Genomic DNA, 19,655 nt, shown 5'->3' with positions numbered 1-19,655 from the left:
GTCTCCTTAATTGCAAAGCATTTTGCGGGATTGTAAATGCTTACGTAATCTAACCTCGGTTCCGCTGCCTGGCTGTGAATGAATCTCTACCTCATCCATGAAATTCTCCATGATGGTAAAACCCATACCGGACCGTTCTAAATCCGGCTTTGTTGTAAATAATGGCTGACGAGCTTCCTCCACATCGATGATACCTAATCCTATATCTTTAATTGTCATATCAATTAAACTATCTTCAATGGAAACACGAATATAAACAATTCCATTTGGATCGTTTTCATAACCATGAATAATCGCATTCGTCACCGCTTCTGAAACCACTGTTTTAATCTCAGTTAACTCATCCATCGTTGGGTCTAGTTGGGCAATAAATGCAGCTACAGTCACACGGGCAAAGGATTCGTTTTGACTTAAAGCACTGAACTCAAGATTCATCTCATTTTTCATTCAGGCAACCCCCAATCTTTGCAATGCAAATTCCTCTGTCGGTTCCATTTTGATGATTTTAAATAAACCAGACATATCGAATAATCTTTGTATTGCTGGGGAAATTGCACAAACCACCATTTCACCATGCACCTGTTTAATTTGTTTGTATCTTCCTAAAATTACGCCTAAACCCGAGCTATCCATGAAAGAGAGTTGTTCTAGATTCAAGACGATATGGCGAATGTCATTTCTTTCGATCGCTGCCGTTGCTTTTTCACGAAGTTCATCCGCAGTGTGGTGGTCTAATTCACCGCTTAAGCGTATGCAAAGAACGTTATGTTTTGTAACTAATTCAATGTTAAGACTCACTATCCCCGGCCTCCTTAATCTGGTATAGTGAGTCAATTCGCTTTTTTATCATCAATATCCTTCTATAAATACAAAACTAGTCGATATTCGCCAAAAGAAGTGTCATAATTTATTTTTCCGACAAATTTCAATTGACAGGTTATTTTCCTGCTTTTGTAAACATACCGAAGGAACGCTTGTAAAGGGTCCACCAGCCTGCTTCTTTTACCGATTTACTTGCTACGAGCGGACTTTCAAGGATTACCTTTCCATCCTTAATCAGTTTAATCGTCCCAACCTTATCACCTTTAGTTAATGGAGCGTTTAGGTTTTTTTGGAGAATTACTTTTTGCTTTACGTCCTCCGTTTTTTCACCCTTTTTAGTCAATAACGAAAGTGGTTCACTTGTGACTGCCTCTACAGACTTATCCTTTCCTTTACTGATTCTGGCAGTGCCAATAGATTGATTTCGTTTATACAGCGGGTGTGTTTGATATTGACTAAAAGCATAATTAAGCATTTTGGTCACTTGAGCATTTCTCTCTTTAGAAGTCGGGGCTCCAAAGACGACGGCTATTACACGCATACCATCCTTTTGAGCTGTTGCTGTTAAGCAATATTTCGCTTCAGCTGTAAAACCAGTTTTTAACCCATCGACGCCAGGGTAAAAACGAACTAATTTGTTTGTATTAACGAGCCAGAATTTTTTGTCTGTATTTTCACGAAGGTATGCTTCATACATTCCCGTAAATTTCGTAATGTCTTCATATTTTAAAAGTTCTTTTGCCATTACTGCCATATCATGTGCTGAGCTGTAATGTCCGCTTACAGGTAAGCCGGTTGTATTTTTAAAGAATGTATGCTTCAATCCCAGTTGTTTTGCCTTTGCATTCATCATATCGACAAAGGCTTCTTCCGAACCGGCAATTCTCTCAGCCATCGCTACAGAAGCATCATTTCCTGAACCAATCGCAATACCCTGAAGCATTTGCTTGGTTGTCATTTCTTCACCCGGTTCCAGGAAAATTTGTGATCCCCCCATGGATGCGGCATATTCACTCGTCCGGACTTTTTCATTCCAGTTAAGCTTTCCTTTATCAATCGCTTCCATAATGAGTAACATTGTCATAATCTTGGTCATACTAGCAGGCGGCAATTTTTCTTGGCTATTTTTCTCATAAAGAACCTTACCTGTGTCCCGCTCAATTAAAATAGCAGAACTGACATTACTGACAATATCTGTACCCTTATTTTCTATTTCAGCATTCTTTTTTTCTTCTGCAGCAAAGGTAGAAGGAACCCATAAGCTAGTCAGTAAAAAAGATGCTACTATAAAAGAGAACAATCGTTTCATTCGCATAACCCTCCATTCTTTATAGCCACCATTTTTACCAAAATAAACAAGTTTATACATAAAAAGGTGTCAGGCACCATGTGAAATTTTCACATGGTGCCTGACACCTTAGAGCACGTTTATTATTCTGTTATTTCTCCATGTATGAGAAGCGGCGCGTCGACTTTGGCTGCCGCGATTTTGATATTTTCATCAAGCTTTTGTTTTACTTCACTTACGTCTTCAAAGTTACTGTAAATGGTTACTAACGACTCACCTTTATTGACCTGGTCTCCGATTTTCTTCCTTAACACAAGTCCAACAGCTAAATCAATAATAGATTCCTTCGTTGCTCTTCCTGCTCCTAGTAACATCGCTGCTGTTCCAACCTCGTCAGCAACGATTTCGGAAACAAACCCATCTTCTTTTGCTTCAAGCTCAAAAGTGAATTTAGCCTGCGGCATTTTAGCAGGGTCATCGACTATCGAGGCATCCCCGCCTTGAGAGCTTAAAAAGACTTTTAATTTTTCAAGGGCTGAACCATCCTTAATCACCTTTTCAAGGAGGGTCCGCGCCTCTTCTAATGAGCCAGCCTTTTCAGCCAGATAAACCATATGGCTGCCGAGTGTTAAGCAAAGCTCTGTTAAATCTTCGGGACCTTCACCTTTTAAAGTGTCAATGGCTTCCTTTACTTCAAGGGCGTTACCGATCGCATATCCAAGCGGCTGACTCATGTCAGAAATGACGGCCATAGTACGTCTTCCTACATTATTACCAATCCGAACCATTGCTTTTGCCAATTCCTTTGAATCATCAAGCGTTTTCATGAAAGCTCCTGCACCTGTTTTTACATCAAGTACGATGGCATCAGCTCCTGCAGCAATTTTTTTACTCATGATGGAACTGGCAATCAGCGGAATACTTTCAACAGTTGCCGTAACATCTCTTAGCGCATAAAGCTTTTTATCTGCAGGTGTTAAATTTCCGCTTTGGCCGATAACGGCGATTTTATTTTTATTAACTAAATCAATGAATTCAGTATTGTCAATTTCAACATGGAAACCATTAACTGCTTCTAATTTATCAATTGTACCACCGGTATGACCTAATCCACGTCCAGACATTTTCGCAACAGGCACGCCCAAAGCAGCAACAAGCGGGCCAAGGACAAGAGTGGTAGTATCACCAACTCCGCCAGTTGAATGTTTATCAACTTTAATTCCTTCAATTTGCGATAAATCGATTTGGTCCCCAGATTCCACCATCGCCATTGTTAAATCGGCTCTTTCTTTCTCGGTCATTCCTTGAAAAACGATAGCCATTGTTAGGGCACTCATTTGATAATCTGGTATGGAACCATCTGTATATCCGGTAATAATAAAATTAATTTCTTCCGTTGTTAGTTCAATTCCATCTCTTTTTTTCTCAATTAAGTCAACCATTCTCATCGGTTATCACCACTTTACAATAAATAGGTTTCTGCTCAATTACGCCATACTTTTAACGATTTCTTTTATATAAAGGAGGAAATTTGCTTTAACTTTTTCAGTTGTTTCGATGACTTCATCATGTGTCAGCGGCTGATCAAGAATACCGGCAGCCATATTGGAAATACAAGAAATTCCTAGAACCTTCATTCCGCTATGGCTGGCAACAATTACCTCAGGGACAGTAGACATCCCAACTGCATCACCGCCTAATACCCGAACCATGCGAATTTCGGCTGGTGTTTCATATACAGGGCCAGGGTTTCCGAAATAAACTCCCTCTTGAATCTTAATATTTAAGCGAGAAGCAATTTCTTTTGCCATTGTACGCAATTCCTTCGTATAGGCCTCTGACATATCCGGAAAACGAACGCCTAATTTAGTATCATTTGGTCCAATTAATGGATTTGTCCCCATATTATTGATATGGTCAGTAATGATCATCAAATCTCCCGGTTCGAAGCTTTCATTAACACCGCCGGCAGCATTCGTAACGATTAACATTTCAACTCCCATTTCTCTCATGACGCGAACAGGGAAGGTTACTTTATCCATTGCATATCCCTCATAGAAATGAAAGCGGCCCTGCATTGCGACAACCTCTACTCCACTTAATAGGCCAAAAACAAGCTGTCCTGCATGTCCTTCTACTGTGGAAACTGGAAAATCAGGAATTTCATTGTATGGAATTTTAACTGGATTCTCAATTTCATCTGCCAACACACCTAGCCCAGAGCCTAAAATGAGACCAATTCTTGGTGTATTCGCATATTTATCTTTTAGAAAAACCGCAGCATTTTGAATTTTTTCAACGTTCATGTTCATTCCCCTTTTTAGATTAATTCTTTTAAAAAGCTCTTTCCGTAGTTTGGCAGTTTTACATTGAAGTTTTCCGCCACAGTTGCTCCTAGGTCAGCAAATGTTTCTCGTAGTGGCAGCTCCCTGCCTTCAGTCATTTTCTTTGAGTAAACTAATAATGGTACATATTCACGAGTATGGTCTGTGCCAGGTGCGACAGGGTCGTTTCCGTGGTCTGCTGTAATCATTAATAGGTCCTCTTCCTTCATTTTCGCAAACACTTCAGGAAGGCGGGCATCATATTCTTCAAGTGCTTTACCATACCCTTCAGGGTCGCGGCGGTGACCATATAATGCATCAAAATCCACTAGATTTAAAAAGCTTATTCCGGTGAAGTCCATATCAAGGGTTTCAACCAGCTTATCCATACCGTCCATATTCGAAACGGTGCGGAGTGATTTTGTAACGCCTTCCCCATCATAAATATCCGATATTTTACCGATCGCGATTACATCAAAGCCGGCATCCTTCAATTCGCTCATTACTGTGCGGTCAAATGGTTTTAGGGCATAATCATGGCGGTTTGAAGTTCGTTTAAAGTTTCCTGGTACCCCAAGGAATGGACGGGCAATTACCCGGCCAACCATGTACTTTTCATCAAGCGTCAGTTCACGTGCAATTTTACAAATTTTATATAATTCTTCAAGCGGAATAATTTCCTCGTGGGCGGCAATTTGCAGGACAGAGTCTGCCGATGTATATACAATCAATGCACCTGTATTCATGTGCTCTTCACCAAGTTCATCAAGAATTTCGGTTCCGCTGGCAGGTTTATTGCCAATAACTTTTCTGCCGGTGCGGTTTTCTAATTCAGATACAAGTTCCTCTGGAAATCCTTCTGGGAATACACGGAATGGAGTCTGAATATTTAGTCCCATGATTTCCCAATGTCCTGTCATTGTATCTTTTCCGTTTGAAGCTTCCATCATTTTTGTATAAAACGCTAAAGGCTTCTCTGCTTTGTTAATTCCTCTTATTTCGCGAATATTACTTAATCCCAATTTCGCCATATTGGGCATATTTAGACCGTTCATTTTTTCGGCAATATGGCCAAATGTATCAGCACCTTTATCGCCAAACTTTTCGGCATCCGGTGCTTCTCCAATTCCGACTGAGTCCATGACGATAATAAAAATACGCTTATATGTATCTGCCGCCATTCAAATCTTCCTCCTTTATTAATAGGAAACGTTTACAAGTTAAAAATACACAAAAATAGGTTACCCTGTTTAAATTAGAACTATGAAAGGGCCACACAATTATATTCGTCAGAAGTCTGACATCTTTATTTTACTAAATGTTTATGAAAATACAAGAAAAAAGCTGCCTAAAATTTTGGCAGCTTTTTGACATTTATGTGAAATCGAGTAGTTACTATCATTCTATCAAGCTCTTGGGTGGAATTTACTATAAACGTCCTTCAACCTTGTCTTATTAACATTTGTATATATTTGTGTCGTAGATATATTTACATGTCCTAACATTTCTTGAACAGCCTTTAAATCAGCCCCATTTTCCAATAAATGAACAGCAAAGGAATGACGAAGTGTATGTGGGGTCAGCTCTTTCACTATTCCAGCCTCTTTGGAAAGTTTTTTTAGAATTTTCCAAAAGCCCTGTCTGGTCAACCTTTTACCCTGGTGATTTAAAAACAAGGCATTATCAGGATGCTTTTTCGCTGCAAACAAAGGTCTGCCTTGTTCTAAATATTGCAAGATGGCATTTGAAGCAGTGCGCCCAATCGGAATTATCCGTTCATTATTGCCTGTTCCATGACAACGAATAAATCCCATCGTTAAATGAACATGGTCAATATCCAGACCAATCAGTTCACTAACACGAATTCCTGTTGCATAGAGAAGTTCAAGCATCGCTTTGTCTCGTATTCCATAATGATCCTCCAATTTAGGCGCATCTAAAAGAAGTTCTACCTCTTTCATGCTCAAAACTTTAGGAAGTGTTCTTTCAAGTTTTGGTGGTTCAATCAGATTCGAAGGATCTTGGCCGGCTGCTTTTTCCCTTAATAAAAATTGATGAAAGGCACGAATGGAAGCAATATGCCTTGCAATTGTTTTCGATGATTTTCCCTGCTCCTTTAAAAATCCAAGAAATTGTATAATATGGACGCGCTGTACATCATTAAAGGAGAGAATCGCCTCGACTTTTCCTAAATAATGAAGATAGCTTTTCAAATCGCGTTCATAGGATAGAATGGTATTTTTGGCCAGCCCTTTTTCAACTATCAAATAATGCATAAAATCTTTTATCCGCTCTTCCATCGCCCCTACTCCCCATTTAAATAAAACAACATCAGCCGATCTAACAAGGAAGGATTTTCTTCATCTACTGCATTTGAAACCTTTAATGCTGCTCCTTCCGGTTCATCATAGCGATGATAGCTTTGGTATTCTTCTGATACCCACATGATACCATAATAGAAGAGGATAGTGCATCCTGTGAAAATGATAAAAACCTTTAAGGTTTGCAGTGTAATTTTTATAAAAGAGATCATCTTGCTTCCCCCTAATTTTCAGGTATTCTAGTAAAAGGTATGCCAAAATGTACAAGTTTTATACCTTTATATCTGGAAATATGGGTAAACAAAAGAAAAAGCCCTTTCGCATAAAAGGACGATTTAAAAGTTATTCAGTTTTTTCTTCCACTTTCGCCTTATCCTGGCAGCGATAGCAAATCCCATGAAAAGTAAGACGATGATCTTTAATTTTAAAATTCCATCGTCGTTCGACGACAGCTTCCACATCCTCAAGCAAATCTTCCTGAATTTCATCAACAGCGCCACATTCTATACAAACTAGGTGATGGTGAAAATGTGCCGCACCTTCCTGCCTTAAATCGTATCTTGATACGCCGTCGCCAAAATTTATTTTATCGACAATTTTTAATTCCGTTAATAATTCTAATGTACGATAAACAGTTGCTAATCCAATTTCAGGCGATTTTTCTTTAACGAGGAGGTACACATCTTCCGCACTTAAATGATCCTCTTCATTTTCTAGTAAAACTCTGACGGTTGCTTCACGCTGAGGTGTTAGCTTATAACTTGCTGAATGCAACTGTTTTTTTATACGCTCAATTCTAGTTTCCATTCTGAAGTCCCTCCCTCGCCACTGTAGTTCTCATTATAACAGATGAGAAAAGAGATTCAAAATAAAATTATTATAAACAAGAATTTATACTTAATATTAAATAATAGTTATTTTAAAGAAGTTGAGCTAATGATCGTTTTCATTAACCATGGCGATAAATAAGCCTCTATTCCAGAAGCTGCTGATATAAAAATCACTGCTGCAATCAGAGCAAAAATATATCCTTTAAAAAAAGGCATGATTGGCTGGGCAAACTTTTTCATAAATTGTTTTTTGATCATCCTCATTGAAAATATCACTGATAAGGCTGCCATCAAGATAAACACCGGAATGATAATCAAATTTTGCGGAAGGATAGAAGCAAACGCGAGCAGAAATCCTTTCCAGCCCATTTGACTTACTAAAAAGCCAACTGTAAACCCTACAACCATCCCTTTAACAAATAAAAGAATCAGAATAACAGGCAGTCCGATGATTGATATCCCAAGGATCCACATTAGTCCAATAAACTTACTATTGTGGGAAAAGCTTTGCAAAAATAAGTCATTATCTTCCGCTACCTTATCACCGGAAACTTGCCCAAAAAATTGTGATAAATAATAGTAGAGATCTTCCTTTTGGGAAAAACTCATGCTGTTTACCACAATCGCTCCAAATATGACCCCCATTAAAAATAAAATTACAATAAATAAGAAAATTGAGGAATGCTCACGGAAATAACTAGCGGCATTGGACTGGTTCAATCGTTTTTTCATTTGCGGTTCCTCCTACTTTTGTCAATCTGTTATTACAATCTATGCCTAGTCTAGTATTTCTATTACTACAATTAATAGAGTATAGGAAAAATCCCGGCAGCATATGCTGCCGGGATTTTAATCCGCAATTTTACCATATTTTCCGCCGCCGCCGGCTGCTAGATTTATTTTTCCTTCCCTTGCATTCATGATAAGGTCGGCTATTTTAACTGGAACTACCTCTTTTAACGCTTCATATGGTACTTCATGTAATATAGCCATTTCACTGCCAAAATGATTCACCAGTTTTTCAAGTAATTTCGGCCCTAGTCCAGGGATAAATTCGAGTGGTACTTGATGGACATAAGGAGGGCGCCCTGGAGGACTTTCATCTGCCTTTTTTAATTCCAGAATTCGGTCAGCCACTCCTTTTATAATTTTCTGATTTCCACAGACATCACAAAGCTGATCTTCTTCATTGATATGATTGAAACATTCTGCGCAAACGGTTTTATGATATTTCCCCAGCAGTGGATCAAGCCCATAGTTAGCAACAATTTGACGGCCATCTTCCCCTTTTAATGCTTTTTGCAGTTCAAGGAAGGTTGGTTCCTTCATCGCAGCCACTTGATATTCCCTGGCAATCTTTGCAAGGGAATGTGCGTCCGAATTCGTTACAAACGTATAGCGGTGCAATTCTCCTAATTGATCAGCCATGCTTGTGTCTGAGCTTAGGCCAAGCTCTATTCCGTCTATTAAATCGGGATCCAGTACCTCTGTTAGTGAATGATTGACCCCTTTGCCATATAAACTTTTAAATGGCGTGAAGACATGGGCCGGAATGAAAATACCTCCAAGCTCTTTTACTTTTGTTTGCAATACTCTGCCTGATACATAGATTCTTTGAGAGCTTAATTGAATATTTTTCAAGTGGTTCGACAGCCATGCTGAGAACTCTCTCATGATCGTTAGGTTTGGAAAATAGCATAGCAAATGAATTGGTCCATTACATTGCTCATCATAAATCTCTAACTCCGACCCAGGGATAACCGTTAAGTCACCAAATACTATGCCTCCATCCGGATGCTCATACATTTCTCCTCTGTCAATCAGACTTTCCATCTCGAGAATGACTTCAGGTGAATGGCTGTCGATAATTCCGACCATATTGAGCCCTTTTTCGTGCCTGGCATGTTCGATAATATTTGTAAAAGTTAACGATTTGGCCCCGGTAATTTTGACCGGTTTGCCTGTCCAAGTCCGACCAATATGAATATGTAAATCTACATAATAACGATTCATTTTTTTCCTATTGCCCGTTGCAATTGTAAGTATTGGACAGCATAGATTGTTTTCGCATCATAAATTTTTTGTTCCTTTACATATTGTAGAGCTTCTTCAAGTGTTAATTCCTCGAGATTCACAAATTCGTCTTCATCAAGTGCGGCGGAATTTTCTATTTTTGATAAGCCCTTGGCCAAATATACATGGACGATTTCATCAGCAAAACCTGGTGAAGTATAAAAGGAGGTGAGTAATTCAAGACTTTCACATCCATAGCCTGTCTCTTCCTCGAGCTCGCGGCGGGCACAGACAGCTGGTTCTTCCCCTTTTTCCAGCTTTCCTGCCGGTATTTCAACTATCGTTCTTTCCAACGCTTTTCGGTATTGTTCGACCATGATGATCTTATCATCATTTGTGACAGCTAAAATAGCAACTGCCCCGGGATGTTTGATGATTTCCCGTTTAGATTGTTTGCCATTTGGCAGTTCAACATCCTGTAAATGAAGACTAATTACCTTTCCTGAAAAAATTTCTTCGCTATGAAGTGTTTTTTCCTCAAGCTTGCTCATAAAGGTCACTCCTGTTCTATTCCGATAATCTGCTCATACATTTTACCATACTTAATCTGGAGGGGTATGGATGAAGGTCGTCGTGCACGAAAAGGGAATTATCCTTGTTGGAAAGAGCTGGGAGATCCTTCAAAAGCTTAAAGAATACAACAAGGATTACACTTTCGTTTCGGAGTGGGTTAAAAATATTACGCAAAAATGAGTTCTGCTGTTTGTAGTCTGCCCTGTTCTTTTTGTAAAATGATAGAAAAAAGAACGGGGTGTTTTTTTGAAAAAAAGAAGATTAGGTGCCTCCGATTTGTTTGTTACCGAGTTAGGGCTCGGCTGCATGTCCATCGGAACAGATGAGCTATCTTCGAGAAAAATCATCGAAGCGGCACTCGAGGAAGGAATCAATTATTTCGATACGGCTGATTTATATGATTTCGGTGAAAATGAGAAAATCGTCGGAAGGGCGTTAAAGGATGTCCGTGAACAGGTGATTATTGCGACTAAAGTCGGGAATCGCTGGAAGGAAGATCGAAATGGCTGGTCGTGGGACCCTTCTAAATCCTATATAAAAGAAGCAGTGAAAAACAGTCTGAAACGGCTGGGAACAGACTATATTGATCTTTATCAATTGCATGGCGGAACAATTGAGGACCCAATTGACGAAACGATCGAAGCGTTTGAAGAATTAAAGGCAGACGGCTTGATTCGCTATTATGGCATCTCATCGATTCGGCCGAATGTGATTCGTGAATATGTGAGGAAATCTGGGATGGTTTCTGTCATGATGCAGTACAGCATATTAGACCGCAGGCCTGAAGAAGAGGCACTACCGCTGCTTCATGAAAATGGCATTAGTGCTGTTACCCGAGGACCGCTTGCAAAGGGGCTGCTTAGCGATAAGCTGCTGGAAAAAGCATCTGGAAAAGGATATTTGGATTATTCCAACGAAGAGTTGAGAGAGACACTTGACTTATTAAAACAAAAAGTGGGTACTGACCGCTCGTTTACAGAAGTGGCGCTGCAATACAATCTAGCAAACTCTGCCGTTGCATCTGTTGTTGCTGGTGCAAGCAGCCCGGAACAAATCAGGAGCAATGCCAAGGCGGTAAGAAGCCAGCCATTGACAGATAGAGAGGTTGCACTAATCAAAGAATTAACTAAATATAGTATCTACAAAGAACATTGTTAAAGGAGAGCAACTGCTCTCCTTTTTACTTTGCTTGCATTCGAATAATTATTTAAACTCCTTCCAGTTCATGCCGCTTTCGTTCAATAACTCTTCAAAGGATTTATTCTTCTCTTTTAATCTGCGTTCTTCCCGTTTTCTTGCTTCTTCCTCTTGTTTTTTTCTCTCATCTTCCGCTTTCAATTGATCCTGCTGGTCTTTTAACTGCTTAATTAAGTCCGGGTTAATCATATCTTTAAGCGTTACAGGCTTGTCATCTGTTTTTGGTTTAGATTGATTTTTTTGTTTCGCTTTCTTTTTCATTCTAACACCTCCAAAATTCAATTATTCCTTTTATTATATCATTAAAAAAGCAGGCTGTTTGACAACACAGCCTGCTTAAACTTTTCTTTAATATGCTTCTACTTTAACGCTTTCATCGACTTGTAGAGCCGCTTCCGTCGAATTCACGACTTCCTCTACGGTAAATCCTTTTGCTACTTCCACAAGCCTCAATCCGGAAGCGGTGACATCCATAACCGCACGCTCTGTGATAATCCGGTTGACGACCCCTTTCCCTGTTAATGGAAGCGTGCATTGTTTTAGAATTTTTGACTCACCTTTTTTATTGACGTGCTCCATGATAACTATGATTTTCTGGGCGCCGTGAACAAGGTCCATCGCCCCGCCCATTCCTTTAATCATTTTTCCTGGAATCATCCAGTTTGCAAGATCGCCGGTTTCGGAAACTTCCATTCCGCCGAGGATTGCCAGGTTCACATGTCCGCCGCGAATCATTGCAAATGATTCAGCACTGTCAAAATAGGCTGCACCGCTGATAGCTGTAACCGTTTCTTTCCCCGCATTGATTAAATCCGGATCAACCTCATTTTCACTCGGATAGGGGCCAATACCAAGAAGACCATTTTCCGATTGCAAAACAACCTGTTTATTGTCGGTTATATAATTGGCAACGAGGGTTGGCATGCCTATTCCGAGGTTTACATAAAAGCCGTTTTCAATTTCTTTCTCTGCCCTAATCGCAATTCTCTCTCTGACAGAGACTTTCTCATTCGCCATTTACACTACTCCCTTCTACCAACTCTATTTACTTACTGTTAATCGCTCAATTCGCTTCTCCTGGGTTCCTTCGATAACCGCTTGCACATAGATGCTTGGGGTATGAATAAAATTCGGATCCAATTCGCCGATTTCATAGAGTGTTTCTACTTCAGCAATCGTTACTCTTCCAGCAGCCGCAATCATTGGATTAAAGTTTCGGGCTGTTTTGTGGTAAACGAGATTGCCCATTTTGTCGCCCTTCCATGCTCTCACCAAGCTAAAATCTGCTGTCAGCGCTTCTTCTAGAAGGTATTCCCGACCATTAAAAATTTTCGTTTCTTTGCCTTCTGCAATCGGTGTTCCTACCCCGGCAGGAGTATAAAACGCTGGAATACCGGCGCCGCCAGCTCTAATTTTTTCTGCTAATGTGCCTTGGGGTGTCAATTCCACTTCCAGCTCCCCTGTCAAAACCTGTCTCTCAAACTCTTTATTTTCACCCACATAGGAGCCTATCATTTTTTTTATTTGCTTATTATTTAATAGGAGGCCGAGTCCCCACTCATCAATTCCGCAGTTATTAGAAATAACCGTTAAATCCTTTACGCCCTTTTCTGCTAACGCTAAAATCAGGTTTTCTGGTATCCCGCACAAACCAAATCCACCTACCATCAGCGTCGCTCCATCATGAATATCGGCAACTGCTTCCTGGAAGGATGTACAAATTTTCTTCATTTTCGTTCTCTCCCCCTTATCATGAACGTTTTATGCAAGCTCAACAATCGTCGCGACCCCTTGCCCGCCGCCAATACAAAGAGTAGCCAATCCTACGCGCGCCTGTCTCTTTTTCATTTCGTGGATTAAGGTAACCAGAATTCTCGCTCCGCTTGCTCCGATAGGGTGGCCGAGAGCAATGGCGCCGCCATTTACATTGAGAATTTCTTTATTAAACTGAAGCTCACGGTCTACAGCTAGTGATTGTGCCGCAAAGGCTTCATTTGCTTCGATTAATTCAATCTCTTCCATCGAAACAGATGCCTTTTCCAATGCTTTTCTTACGGCAGGTACCGGACCAATCCCCATTATGCTTGGGTCTACACCTGCACTGGCATTTGCTTTGATTGTTACTAGAGGTTCAAGACCTAGTTCTTCCGCCTTTTTCTTACTCATGACCACTACAGCAGCCGCACCATCATTAATTCCTGAAGCATTTCCTGCCGTTACCGTGCCATCCTTTTTAAACGCTGTTCTCAAACCTGCCAATTTTTCTGCCGTTGTTCCTTTTTTCGGATATTCATCCACCGCAAAAACAATTGGCTCTCCTTTACGCTGCGGGATGAGAACAGGAACGATTTCACCTTTAAACTTCCCTGCTTCAATCGCCTTCACAGCTTTGTCCTGACTCCATGCCGAAAATTCGTCCTGCTCTTCTCTTGTGATCGAATATTTGCTAGCAAGGTTTTCTGCGGTAATCCCCATATGATAATCGTTAAACACACATGTAAGACCATCAGAAGTTAATGTATCCACTAATTTTTGGTCGCCCATTTTAAAGCCGTCGCGGGCATTTTTTAACAGGTATGGTGCCTGGCTCATATTTTCCATTCCGCCAGCTACTACGATTTCAGCGTCACCAGCCAAAATGGCTTGCGTTGCAAGATGAACAGCCTTAAGTCCGGAACCGCAAACTTTATTAATCGTCATCGAGGAAACGCTTTCAGGAATGCCCGCTTGAAAAGCAGCCTGCCTTGCCGGGTTTTGCCCCAGTCCTGCCTGGAGGACATTTCCCATAATGACCTCATCTACTTGTTCTGGCTTTACTCCAGCCTGCTCGAGTGCCCCTTTAATTACAGTCGCTCCCAGCTCCGGTGCGGATATATTTTTTAAACTTCCGTTAAAATTTCCGAGTGCAGTTCGGACCGCACTGACGATGACCACTTCTGTTTGGCTCATTACTTTCTCTCTCCTTCAACCTTTTTTACCTTTACTACTTCTAGTTTAACACGGAAATTCCTCTAATTTTGTCAAAATTTCATTTTTTCTTGATTTTTCAAAAATACCGGCACTACAATGAGAGTATGAAAATGGGAGGGGAAAAATGATGCTTAATTTACCTAAAAAAGTGACCATTATTGAGGTTGGTCCACGCGATGGTCTCCAGAATGAGAAGTTATTCGTTCCGACTGAAATAAAAAAACAATTTATTGCCGCTTTAAGGGATGCTGGGCTTCAGGAAATGGAGTTGACTTCGTTTGTTTCGCCAAAGTGGGTACCGCAAATGGGCGATGCTGCTGAAATTGTCACTGATTGCCTCGATGATAGGACAAGAAATATTGTCCTTTCGCCCAATCGAAAAGGGATTGACCGGGTCTATTCCACCGATTGCGAAGCTGTTGCGGTGTTTGTTGGGGTGAGCAACACTTTTAATCTAAAAAATATTAATAAAACAACGAAGGATAGTATGGAAGAGTTGAAACCCATCATCCACGAATTAAAAGAAAAGAATTATTTTGTACGCGCCTGCATTTCTACTTCCTTTTATTGTCCTTATGAGGGGAAAATTAGTGAGATTGACACATTATCGCTTTGCCATGATTTTGTAGAGGCAGGTGTCGATGAATTAAGTGTGGCCGATACGATTGGGATGGCGGCCCCGGATGAAGCATACTCTTTGTTTTCTCAACTGAAAGCTGAATTCCCTGGGGTTCTTTTAACTGCCCATTTTCATGACACCCGGAAGCTTGCCCTTGCCAATATTTTAGCTTCCCTTCAAGCAGGAATTGACCGATTTGATTCCTCCGCCGGAGGGCTTGGCGGCTGTCCTTTCGCACCTGGAGCCAGCGGAAATGCGGCAACAGAGGACGTAGTTTACATGCTTGAGCGGATGGGAATTGCAACAGGTGTTAATCTCGAAAAGCTTGTGGATGCGATTGAAATCGTCCGTCCTCATCTTTCAAGGTCCATCGATAGCGGATATTATCGATTACATGCTCAAACCATTTAGATTTGTGAATAATCACCCTTCTATCTATGCATCTTATTAGATGAAACTACCTTGAAGGGAGATTTATTTATGAGCCAAAAACGTGATAAAGGAAACAGCCAAAAGGGCAAAGACTATGCAGAAACAGGCGGTGGCGGCACACGGACGATGGCCGCTGAAGAGATGAACAAAGCGATTCATCCAACGAAGCGACAAAATGCAGAGTCATAATAGAAAAGCGGAAGCGCCTTCGGAACAAGCGGAGCTTGTTCCTGCGAGGCGCAGGAGCTGGACAGTTCTCAAAGTGCGATGTCATGTAATTTGTATCATGAGCCTAAGCCGCTAAATTGGAATCAGCGGCTTTTTTCATGTTAAAATTTATGGGCGCATGAAGTTTATTTTTCATATGTTATATTAAACATTTCGGGAGGTGCCGCTTTTGAAAAAGGCATTTCGAGCTTTGTTCATTTTACTTTTTTTCTGGTTATCTCTCGCGTTATATTTTACAAACCGCATCATGTATATGAAAAAAAAGGACGAGGATTTTATCTTAAATCGGGAAAAGGATGCAGGCAGGTATAAGCCTGATGAATTTAATTCCCTTCCTCAACGGGAAGTGGATATACCTTCTCCTTTCGGCTACACCATTAAAGCCGTTTTAGTTGAACCGCACGAGACCAACCGCTATATCGTTATTACACATGGTGTTACCGAAACGAAAATTAATTCGATTAAATATGCAAACCTTTTCCTTGAGCGCGGGTTCAATGCCTTGATTTATGACCATCGCCGCCACGGGGAATCCGGCGGGAAAACAACCAGCTTTGGCCACTATGAAAAATTTGATTTAAAAACAGTAGTTGACTGGCTAAAAAATGAAAAAGGGCCCAATCTTGAACTTGGAATTCACGGGGAATCGATGGGGGCAGCAACGATGCTGTTATATGCAGGGCTTTTAGAGGATGGCGCTGATTTTTATATTGCCGACTGTCCCTTTTCTGATTTTAAAGAACAGCTTGCCTATCTAATTAAAAAAGATTTTAAACTTATCCCCGGACTCTTGCTGCCGATTGGTGACGCTCTTTTAAGGTTACGTGATAAATATTCCATTCGGAATGTTTCTCCGATTTCGGTCATTGAGAACATTAACCATCCCGTTTTGTTCATTCACAGCCAAAAGGATGATTTTATTCTTCCTACCATGACGAAAGAACTATTTGAACAAAAGAAGGGGCCGAAGATGCTCTATCTTGCAGCCAACGGGCGCCATGCCCAATCCTTTAACGAAAATCCCGCTGATTACGAACGGGTGATTGATGAATTCCTACAAAAATATGTTCATCAGCCTTTGCCTAATTAAAACAGACTGTCCATTGGATCAGTCTGTTTTTTCTCTTAGTATTAGGCTCATATGTCCGTTCAGGATTTGTCCTGGGCTTTTTAATTGAAAGCAATTAGTTGCCTTGGAAAAATCAATTTTCATTTGTTCATCAAAGAAGACCATTTTGGATTTTTCTACATAAACCGTTCTATCGTTTGTTTCAATCTCGATGTCGGTATTTTCTAATTCGGTAACATACCATAAGGCTATTACACCGTTTACGGCGCAGCCGCAGCCATCTGTATCATATTTTAATTTTAAATAGCCTTCGCGGTTTGCGGTTCTTTCATTAATTTTTTCTGCCGCTTCCGCTGTAATTGTAATTTCCACGTTTAAACCCTCCCTCATTAGACATATGATGATTGTATCATATGTTTTTAAAGGAGTGTCAGTCTTTGTCCAAAGTTCAAATCAAAGTAAATGATAACGGATCTCTAAGAATTACCGGTGATGTGGAATTACTAGATGGTGAAGGCAATGTTTATACTACTAAACCATCTTTTTCTCTCTGCCGCTGCGGCTTATCAAAAAACAAACCTTTTTGCGATGGCTCGCATAAAGGAAATTTCGAATCACAAGTCCGGGCTCCTAAAGGTGAATAGTTTAAGAAGCGCGGCTTCATATAGAAGCCGCGCTTTTTTATGCGTCCGTCAGCCTTATATCGGCAATCGCATCTATGGGAATCCGGTGCACTTCTTCAAAGCGGTCTACTACATGAAGCCTTTGGGCCATTTCGTCCCAGTAATGAATTTTGCCAATCACAATTTCATAATTTCGGTTATGGTAATGCGTAACTGTAACATATTGATCAAATTCAATTGCTTCAGACAAGGTCTCATTCATGAGCTCAAGCTGCTGCTCATCCATTTCTCTTTTCTGTTCGTATTCATCTTCTTTTACCCAATCCCGGAGCAATTTCACATGCTCAGGAAGCATCATCGACGTCCATTTGATTCTGCCGCGGTCGCGAATCGTCATACGCCTCTACCTTCTTTCCCAATTACATTTTATGCCCGCCCACTAGTGTTGCCCTGTGCTTTGCAGTTCCAGCGGCTGTATAGGAAACAGCGCGCAGCAGCGAGCCCGAACCGAAGCGGCGGCGGACTGAATCCACTACATAGCCAAGCTCCCGCCTCTTATAGGCACCCAAGTCAAAAAGATCAAGCTGAATCTCGCAGTCGTCAACAATATTTCCGAGGGCAATCGCAATTTGCCTTACCGTCTTGCCTGTATAATTTTCATGAAACAATTCAAGGCAGACGCGGTAAAGCTCCATCGTCTCATTCGTTGGCTGCCGAATTGTTCGGGAACGATGAAAGCCGCCGCCAAATTCATCTTGGCTGTAACCGATGCTGAGACTAATGGTCCTCCCTGCTTTACGGCGCGTTCTAGTTCTCCGGGCCACTTCCTCACACATTTCTAAAATAACGGCCTTGATTTCCTTTTCCTCTTTATAATCCCTTAAAAGAATTTGGCTTTTTCCAAAGCTGATTTGCCCCTGGATGATTGGGGCTCCCGGCTCAGAAAGATCCACTCCCCAGGCATGATGATAAAGCTGGTTTCCCATAATGCCGAACTTCTTTTCCAGCTTTTCTAAATCATAGCGGGCCAGCTGGCCAACCGTAAAAATCCCCATTCCGTTTAATGTCTTTTCGACACGGCGGCCAATTCCCCACATTTCCCTAAGCGGGGATACGTTCCAAAGCTTTGTCTTTACATCTTCATACGTCCACTCAGCCACTCCTTTTTTCTTTGCGTCCAGATCTAGACAAAGCTTTGACATGAGCATGTTCGGGCCAATGCCGACGGCGCACGGCAGCTGAAATTCCCGTTCAATATCGTCCTTTATTTTTTCGGCAATCGTCCGGGCATTCCCCCATAAATGAACCGCTCCATCGACTTTAATAAAGCTTTCATCGACGCTGTACGTATGGATGGCTTCTTTTGGAACGTAGCGGTTAAAGACACGGGAAATTTCAGTTGAAACACGTAAGTACGTTGCCATCCTTGGCTCAACAATTTGAATTCTTGGGTCTTTTGGAATCTCGAATAGCCGTGAACCTGTTTTAATGCCAAATTCTTTTTTGAGGCGCGGGGAAGCAGCAAGCACGACACTTCCCTGCCGATCCAAGTTGCCAGCCACCGCTAAATAGCAATTCAATGGATCAAGACCTCTCATAACAGCCGAACAGCTTGCATAAAAGCTCTTCATGTCCACACATAGAATTTTATTTTGCGGCAGTGTGCTATAATCCACCATGGCTTTCCCCTCACAGTTTTTCAAAAATAGAACATTTGTTCTTTATTATTATATTTATTATGATAAGCGAATATACGTTCTCATTCAATGGAAATTTTTTGCCTGTTTTTTTAGATGGAGATTAAGCGGCAAAACAGTATAATAACGTTGAGGTGCTTTTTTATGGAGAAAAAATTAGTCGTTAAAATGATCAAGAATTGTTTTAAACAGTATTATGAGGCGGATTCGATGCCTGTTGATGAGAAAGATTTGGAGGTACTTGTGAATCGGATTCTTCAAACAAAAGACGAGGAACCGAGCGCGGATTTATATGAGGTAGTAAATGATATGGTATATGAATTTTTAACGGGATGATTCTATAGAAGAGCCCTATGGGACAAAACCAGCGGAAATCCCATGCAAACTGTCCCATAGAAAGAGCTCTATGGGACAAAACCAGCAGGAATTCCATGCAAATTGTCCCATAGAAGGGCTCTATGGGACAAAACCAGCGGAAATCCCATGCAAACTGTCCCATAGAAGAGCCCTATGGGACAAAACCAGCGGAAATCCCATGCAAACTGTCCCATAGAAAAGCTCTATGGGACAAAGCCAGCAGGAATCCCATGCAAACTGTCCCATAGAAAAGCTCTATGGGACAAAACCAGCAGGACCCCATGCAAACTGT

At 41.0% G+C, this 19,655-nt stretch carries 26 protein-coding genes; 7 read left to right on the top strand and 19 right to left on the bottom strand.

Features of this window, described 5'->3' with window-relative positions; all coding sequences use genetic code 11:
- Positions 1-6: 6 nt before the first annotated feature.
- The 12 genes from spoIIAB to ACIFOT_RS04830 form a co-directional block, all read right to left on the bottom strand.
- Positions 7-447 (bottom strand): anti-sigma F factor, encoded by a 441-nt coding sequence (gene spoIIAB, locus ACIFOT_RS04885; RefSeq protein ID WP_223591572.1) that lies wholly within the window; start codon positions 445-447, stop codon positions 7-9.
- The gene (spoIIAA, locus tag ACIFOT_RS04880) at positions 448-798 is read right to left on the bottom strand and encodes an anti-sigma F factor antagonist (protein WP_430062407.1); all 351 of its coding nucleotides are present in this window, start codon (positions 796-798) and stop codon (positions 448-450) included. It abuts the gene before it with no gap.
- A gap of 139 nt (positions 799-937) precedes the next feature.
- Positions 938-2,131, bottom strand: a complete 1,194-nt coding sequence (locus tag ACIFOT_RS04875) for a D-alanyl-D-alanine carboxypeptidase family protein (protein WP_430062404.1) — start codon at positions 2,129-2,131, stop codon at positions 938-940.
- A 122-nt stretch (positions 2,132-2,253) separates the two neighbouring features.
- Positions 2,254-3,558, bottom strand: a complete 1,305-nt coding sequence (locus ACIFOT_RS04870) for a pyrimidine-nucleoside phosphorylase (protein WP_430062401.1) — start codon at positions 3,556-3,558, stop codon at positions 2,254-2,256.
- 39 nt (positions 3,559-3,597) lie between these two features.
- Complete coding sequence (locus ACIFOT_RS04865) at positions 3,598-4,416, bottom strand: purine-nucleoside phosphorylase (protein ID WP_430062398.1); 819 nt, start codon at positions 4,414-4,416, stop codon at positions 3,598-3,600.
- Positions 4,417-4,430: 14 nt separating this feature from the next.
- Positions 4,431-5,615, bottom strand: coding sequence for a phosphopentomutase (gene deoB / locus ACIFOT_RS04860; RefSeq protein WP_430062395.1), 1,185 nt, complete (start codon positions 5,613-5,615; stop codon positions 4,431-4,433).
- 225 nt (positions 5,616-5,840) lie between these two features.
- Complete coding sequence (xerD, locus tag ACIFOT_RS04855; RefSeq protein ID WP_430062392.1) at positions 5,841-6,734, bottom strand: site-specific tyrosine recombinase XerD; 894 nt, start codon at positions 6,732-6,734, stop codon at positions 5,841-5,843.
- 5 nt (positions 6,735-6,739) lie between these two features.
- Complete coding sequence (locus ACIFOT_RS04850) at positions 6,740-6,967, bottom strand: YqzK family protein (RefSeq protein WP_430062390.1); 228 nt, start codon at positions 6,965-6,967, stop codon at positions 6,740-6,742.
- Between the two features lie 130 nt (positions 6,968-7,097).
- Positions 7,098-7,562 (bottom strand): Fur family transcriptional regulator, encoded by a 465-nt coding sequence (locus tag ACIFOT_RS04845; protein ID WP_430062387.1) that lies wholly within the window; start codon positions 7,560-7,562, stop codon positions 7,098-7,100.
- 107 nt (positions 7,563-7,669) lie between these two features.
- Complete coding sequence (gene spoIIM / locus ACIFOT_RS04840; RefSeq protein ID WP_430062384.1) at positions 7,670-8,317, bottom strand: stage II sporulation protein M; 648 nt, start codon at positions 8,315-8,317, stop codon at positions 7,670-7,672.
- Between the two features lie 117 nt (positions 8,318-8,434).
- Positions 8,435-9,598 carry an endonuclease Q family protein gene (locus tag ACIFOT_RS04835; RefSeq protein ID WP_430062381.1) on the bottom strand — a complete coding sequence of 388 codons (1,164 nt, stop codon included), beginning with the start codon at positions 9,596-9,598 and terminating at the stop codon, positions 8,435-8,437.
- On the bottom strand, positions 9,595-10,149 hold the full coding sequence (locus ACIFOT_RS04830; RefSeq protein WP_430062379.1) for an NUDIX hydrolase: 555 nt from the start codon (positions 10,147-10,149) through the stop codon (positions 9,595-9,597). Before ACIFOT_RS04830 ends, ACIFOT_RS04835 begins: the two co-directional genes overlap by 4 nt.
- A gap of 70 nt (positions 10,150-10,219) precedes the next feature.
- On the opposite strand from ACIFOT_RS04830, the gene mciZ reads away from it, so the two are divergent.
- Positions 10,220-10,351, top strand: a complete 132-nt coding sequence (gene mciZ, locus ACIFOT_RS04825) for a Z-ring formation inhibitor MciZ (RefSeq protein WP_430062376.1) — start codon at positions 10,220-10,222, stop codon at positions 10,349-10,351.
- A gap of 66 nt (positions 10,352-10,417) precedes the next feature.
- On the top strand, positions 10,418-11,329 hold the full coding sequence (locus ACIFOT_RS04820) for an aldo/keto reductase (RefSeq protein ID WP_430062372.1): 912 nt from the start codon (positions 10,418-10,420) through the stop codon (positions 11,327-11,329).
- A 45-nt stretch (positions 11,330-11,374) separates the two neighbouring features.
- On the opposite strand, the gene ACIFOT_RS04815 is transcribed toward ACIFOT_RS04820, so the two are convergent.
- From ACIFOT_RS04815 to ACIFOT_RS04800, 4 genes are all read right to left on the bottom strand, one after another.
- Positions 11,375-11,629 carry a YqkE family protein gene (locus ACIFOT_RS04815; protein ID WP_430062369.1) on the bottom strand — a complete coding sequence of 85 codons (255 nt, stop codon included), beginning with the start codon at positions 11,627-11,629 and terminating at the stop codon, positions 11,375-11,377.
- A gap of 87 nt (positions 11,630-11,716) precedes the next feature.
- Entirely contained in the window at positions 11,717-12,385 is a 669-nt protein-coding gene (locus ACIFOT_RS04810; RefSeq protein ID WP_430062367.1) for a 3-oxoacid CoA-transferase subunit B, read from the bottom strand.
- A 24-nt stretch (positions 12,386-12,409) separates the two neighbouring features.
- Complete coding sequence (locus ACIFOT_RS04805; protein ID WP_430062365.1) at positions 12,410-13,099, bottom strand: CoA transferase subunit A; 690 nt, start codon at positions 13,097-13,099, stop codon at positions 12,410-12,412.
- 30 nt (positions 13,100-13,129) lie between these two features.
- Positions 13,130-14,317 (bottom strand): acetyl-CoA C-acetyltransferase, encoded by a 1,188-nt coding sequence (locus ACIFOT_RS04800; RefSeq protein ID WP_430062362.1) that lies wholly within the window; start codon positions 14,315-14,317, stop codon positions 13,130-13,132.
- Positions 14,318-14,462: 145 nt separating this feature from the next.
- On the opposite strand from ACIFOT_RS04800, the gene ACIFOT_RS04795 reads away from it, so the two are divergent.
- From ACIFOT_RS04795 to ACIFOT_RS04785, 3 genes are all read left to right on the top strand, one after another.
- On the top strand, positions 14,463-15,368 hold the full coding sequence (locus tag ACIFOT_RS04795) for a hydroxymethylglutaryl-CoA lyase (protein ID WP_430062359.1): 906 nt from the start codon (positions 14,463-14,465) through the stop codon (positions 15,366-15,368).
- Between the two features lie 69 nt (positions 15,369-15,437).
- Entirely contained in the window at positions 15,438-15,578 is a 141-nt protein-coding gene (locus ACIFOT_RS04790) for a hypothetical protein (RefSeq protein ID WP_223591538.1), read from the top strand.
- A 208-nt stretch (positions 15,579-15,786) separates the two neighbouring features.
- Positions 15,787-16,707 carry an alpha/beta hydrolase gene (locus ACIFOT_RS04785; protein ID WP_430062356.1) on the top strand — a complete coding sequence of 307 codons (921 nt, stop codon included), beginning with the start codon at positions 15,787-15,789 and terminating at the stop codon, positions 16,705-16,707.
- Positions 16,708-16,725: 18 nt separating this feature from the next.
- On the opposite strand, the gene ACIFOT_RS04780 is transcribed toward ACIFOT_RS04785, so the two are convergent.
- Positions 16,726-17,058 carry an iron-sulfur cluster biosynthesis family protein gene (locus ACIFOT_RS04780; protein ID WP_430062353.1) on the bottom strand — a complete coding sequence of 111 codons (333 nt, stop codon included), beginning with the start codon at positions 17,056-17,058 and terminating at the stop codon, positions 16,726-16,728.
- Positions 17,059-17,123: 65 nt separating this feature from the next.
- On the opposite strand from ACIFOT_RS04780, the gene ACIFOT_RS04775 reads away from it, so the two are divergent.
- Positions 17,124-17,330, top strand: coding sequence for a CDGSH iron-sulfur domain-containing protein (locus ACIFOT_RS04775; protein ID WP_430062350.1), 207 nt, complete (start codon positions 17,124-17,126; stop codon positions 17,328-17,330).
- Positions 17,331-17,367: 37 nt separating this feature from the next.
- On the opposite strand, the gene ACIFOT_RS04770 is transcribed toward ACIFOT_RS04775, so the two are convergent.
- The gene (locus ACIFOT_RS04770; RefSeq protein WP_430062346.1) at positions 17,368-17,706 is read right to left on the bottom strand and encodes a YolD-like family protein; all 339 of its coding nucleotides are present in this window, start codon (positions 17,704-17,706) and stop codon (positions 17,368-17,370) included.
- Positions 17,707-17,728: 22 nt separating this feature from the next.
- Positions 17,729-18,988, bottom strand: a complete 1,260-nt coding sequence (locus tag ACIFOT_RS04765) for a DNA polymerase thumb domain-containing protein (RefSeq protein ID WP_430062343.1) — start codon at positions 18,986-18,988, stop codon at positions 17,729-17,731.
- Between the two features lie 162 nt (positions 18,989-19,150).
- Here ACIFOT_RS04765 and ACIFOT_RS04760 point away from each other — a divergent pair, with 162 nt between their 5' ends.
- A complete protein-coding gene (locus ACIFOT_RS04760) occupies positions 19,151-19,342 on the top strand; it encodes a YqzH family protein (protein ID WP_430062341.1) in 192 nt (63 codons plus the stop codon).
- The last annotated feature ends 313 nt before the right edge of the window (positions 19,343-19,655 follow it).

The organism is Neobacillus sp. NRS-1170 (assembly GCF_050468025.1).
The sequence above is the reverse complement of the archived record's forward strand: the minus strand, read 5'-3'. Positions and strand labels throughout refer to the sequence as shown.

Coding starts and splice junctions, on each gene's coding strand:
- ACIFOT_RS04765 (WP_430062343.1), bottom strand. CDS start 18,988: ATGGTGGATTATAGCACACTGCCGCAAAATAAAATTCTATGTGTGGAC.
- mciZ (WP_430062376.1), top strand. CDS start 10,220: ATGAAGGTCGTCGTGCACGAAAAGGGAATTATCCTTGTTGGAAAGAGC.
- ACIFOT_RS04805 (WP_430062365.1), bottom strand. CDS start 13,099: ATGAAGAAAATTTGTACATCCTTCCAGGAAGCAGTTGCCGATATTCAT.
- deoB (WP_430062395.1), bottom strand. CDS start 5,615: ATGGCGGCAGATACATATAAGCGTATTTTTATTATCGTCATGGACTCA.
- ACIFOT_RS04770 (WP_430062346.1), bottom strand. CDS start 17,706: ATGACGATTCGCGACCGCGGCAGAATCAAATGGACGTCGATGATGCTT.
- ACIFOT_RS04810 (WP_430062367.1), bottom strand. CDS start 12,385: ATGGCGAATGAGAAAGTCTCTGTCAGAGAGAGAATTGCGATTAGGGCA.
- ACIFOT_RS04865 (WP_430062398.1), bottom strand. CDS start 4,416: ATGAACGTTGAAAAAATTCAAAATGCTGCGGTTTTTCTAAAAGATAAA.
- ACIFOT_RS04850 (WP_430062390.1), bottom strand. CDS start 6,967: ATGATCTCTTTTATAAAAATTACACTGCAAACCTTAAAGGTTTTTATC.
- ACIFOT_RS04815 (WP_430062369.1), bottom strand. CDS start 11,629: ATGAAAAAGAAAGCGAAACAAAAAAATCAATCTAAACCAAAAACAGAT.
- ACIFOT_RS04800 (WP_430062362.1), bottom strand. CDS start 14,317: ATGAGCCAAACAGAAGTGGTCATCGTCAGTGCGGTCCGAACTGCACTC.
- ACIFOT_RS04830 (WP_430062379.1), bottom strand. CDS start 10,149: ATGAGCAAGCTTGAGGAAAAAACACTTCATAGCGAAGAAATTTTTTCA.
- ACIFOT_RS04870 (WP_430062401.1), bottom strand. CDS start 3,558: ATGAGAATGGTTGACTTAATTGAGAAAAAAAGAGATGGAATTGAACTA.
- xerD (WP_430062392.1), bottom strand. CDS start 6,734: ATGGAAGAGCGGATAAAAGATTTTATGCATTATTTGATAGTTGAAAAA.
- spoIIM (WP_430062384.1), bottom strand. CDS start 8,317: ATGAAAAAACGATTGAACCAGTCCAATGCCGCTAGTTATTTCCGTGAG.
- ACIFOT_RS04845 (WP_430062387.1), bottom strand. CDS start 7,562: ATGGAAACTAGAATTGAGCGTATAAAAAAACAGTTGCATTCAGCAAGT.
- ACIFOT_RS04760 (WP_430062341.1), top strand. CDS start 19,151: ATGGAGAAAAAATTAGTCGTTAAAATGATCAAGAATTGTTTTAAACAG.
- ACIFOT_RS04790 (WP_223591538.1), top strand. CDS start 15,438: ATGAGCCAAAAACGTGATAAAGGAAACAGCCAAAAGGGCAAAGACTAT.
- ACIFOT_RS04795 (WP_430062359.1), top strand. CDS start 14,463: ATGATGCTTAATTTACCTAAAAAAGTGACCATTATTGAGGTTGGTCCA.
- ACIFOT_RS04875 (WP_430062404.1), bottom strand. CDS start 2,131: ATGAAACGATTGTTCTCTTTTATAGTAGCATCTTTTTTACTGACTAGC.
- spoIIAB (WP_223591572.1), bottom strand. CDS start 447: ATGAAAAATGAGATGAATCTTGAGTTCAGTGCTTTAAGTCAAAACGAA.
- ACIFOT_RS04835 (WP_430062381.1), bottom strand. CDS start 9,598: ATGAATCGTTATTATGTAGATTTACATATTCATATTGGTCGGACTTGG.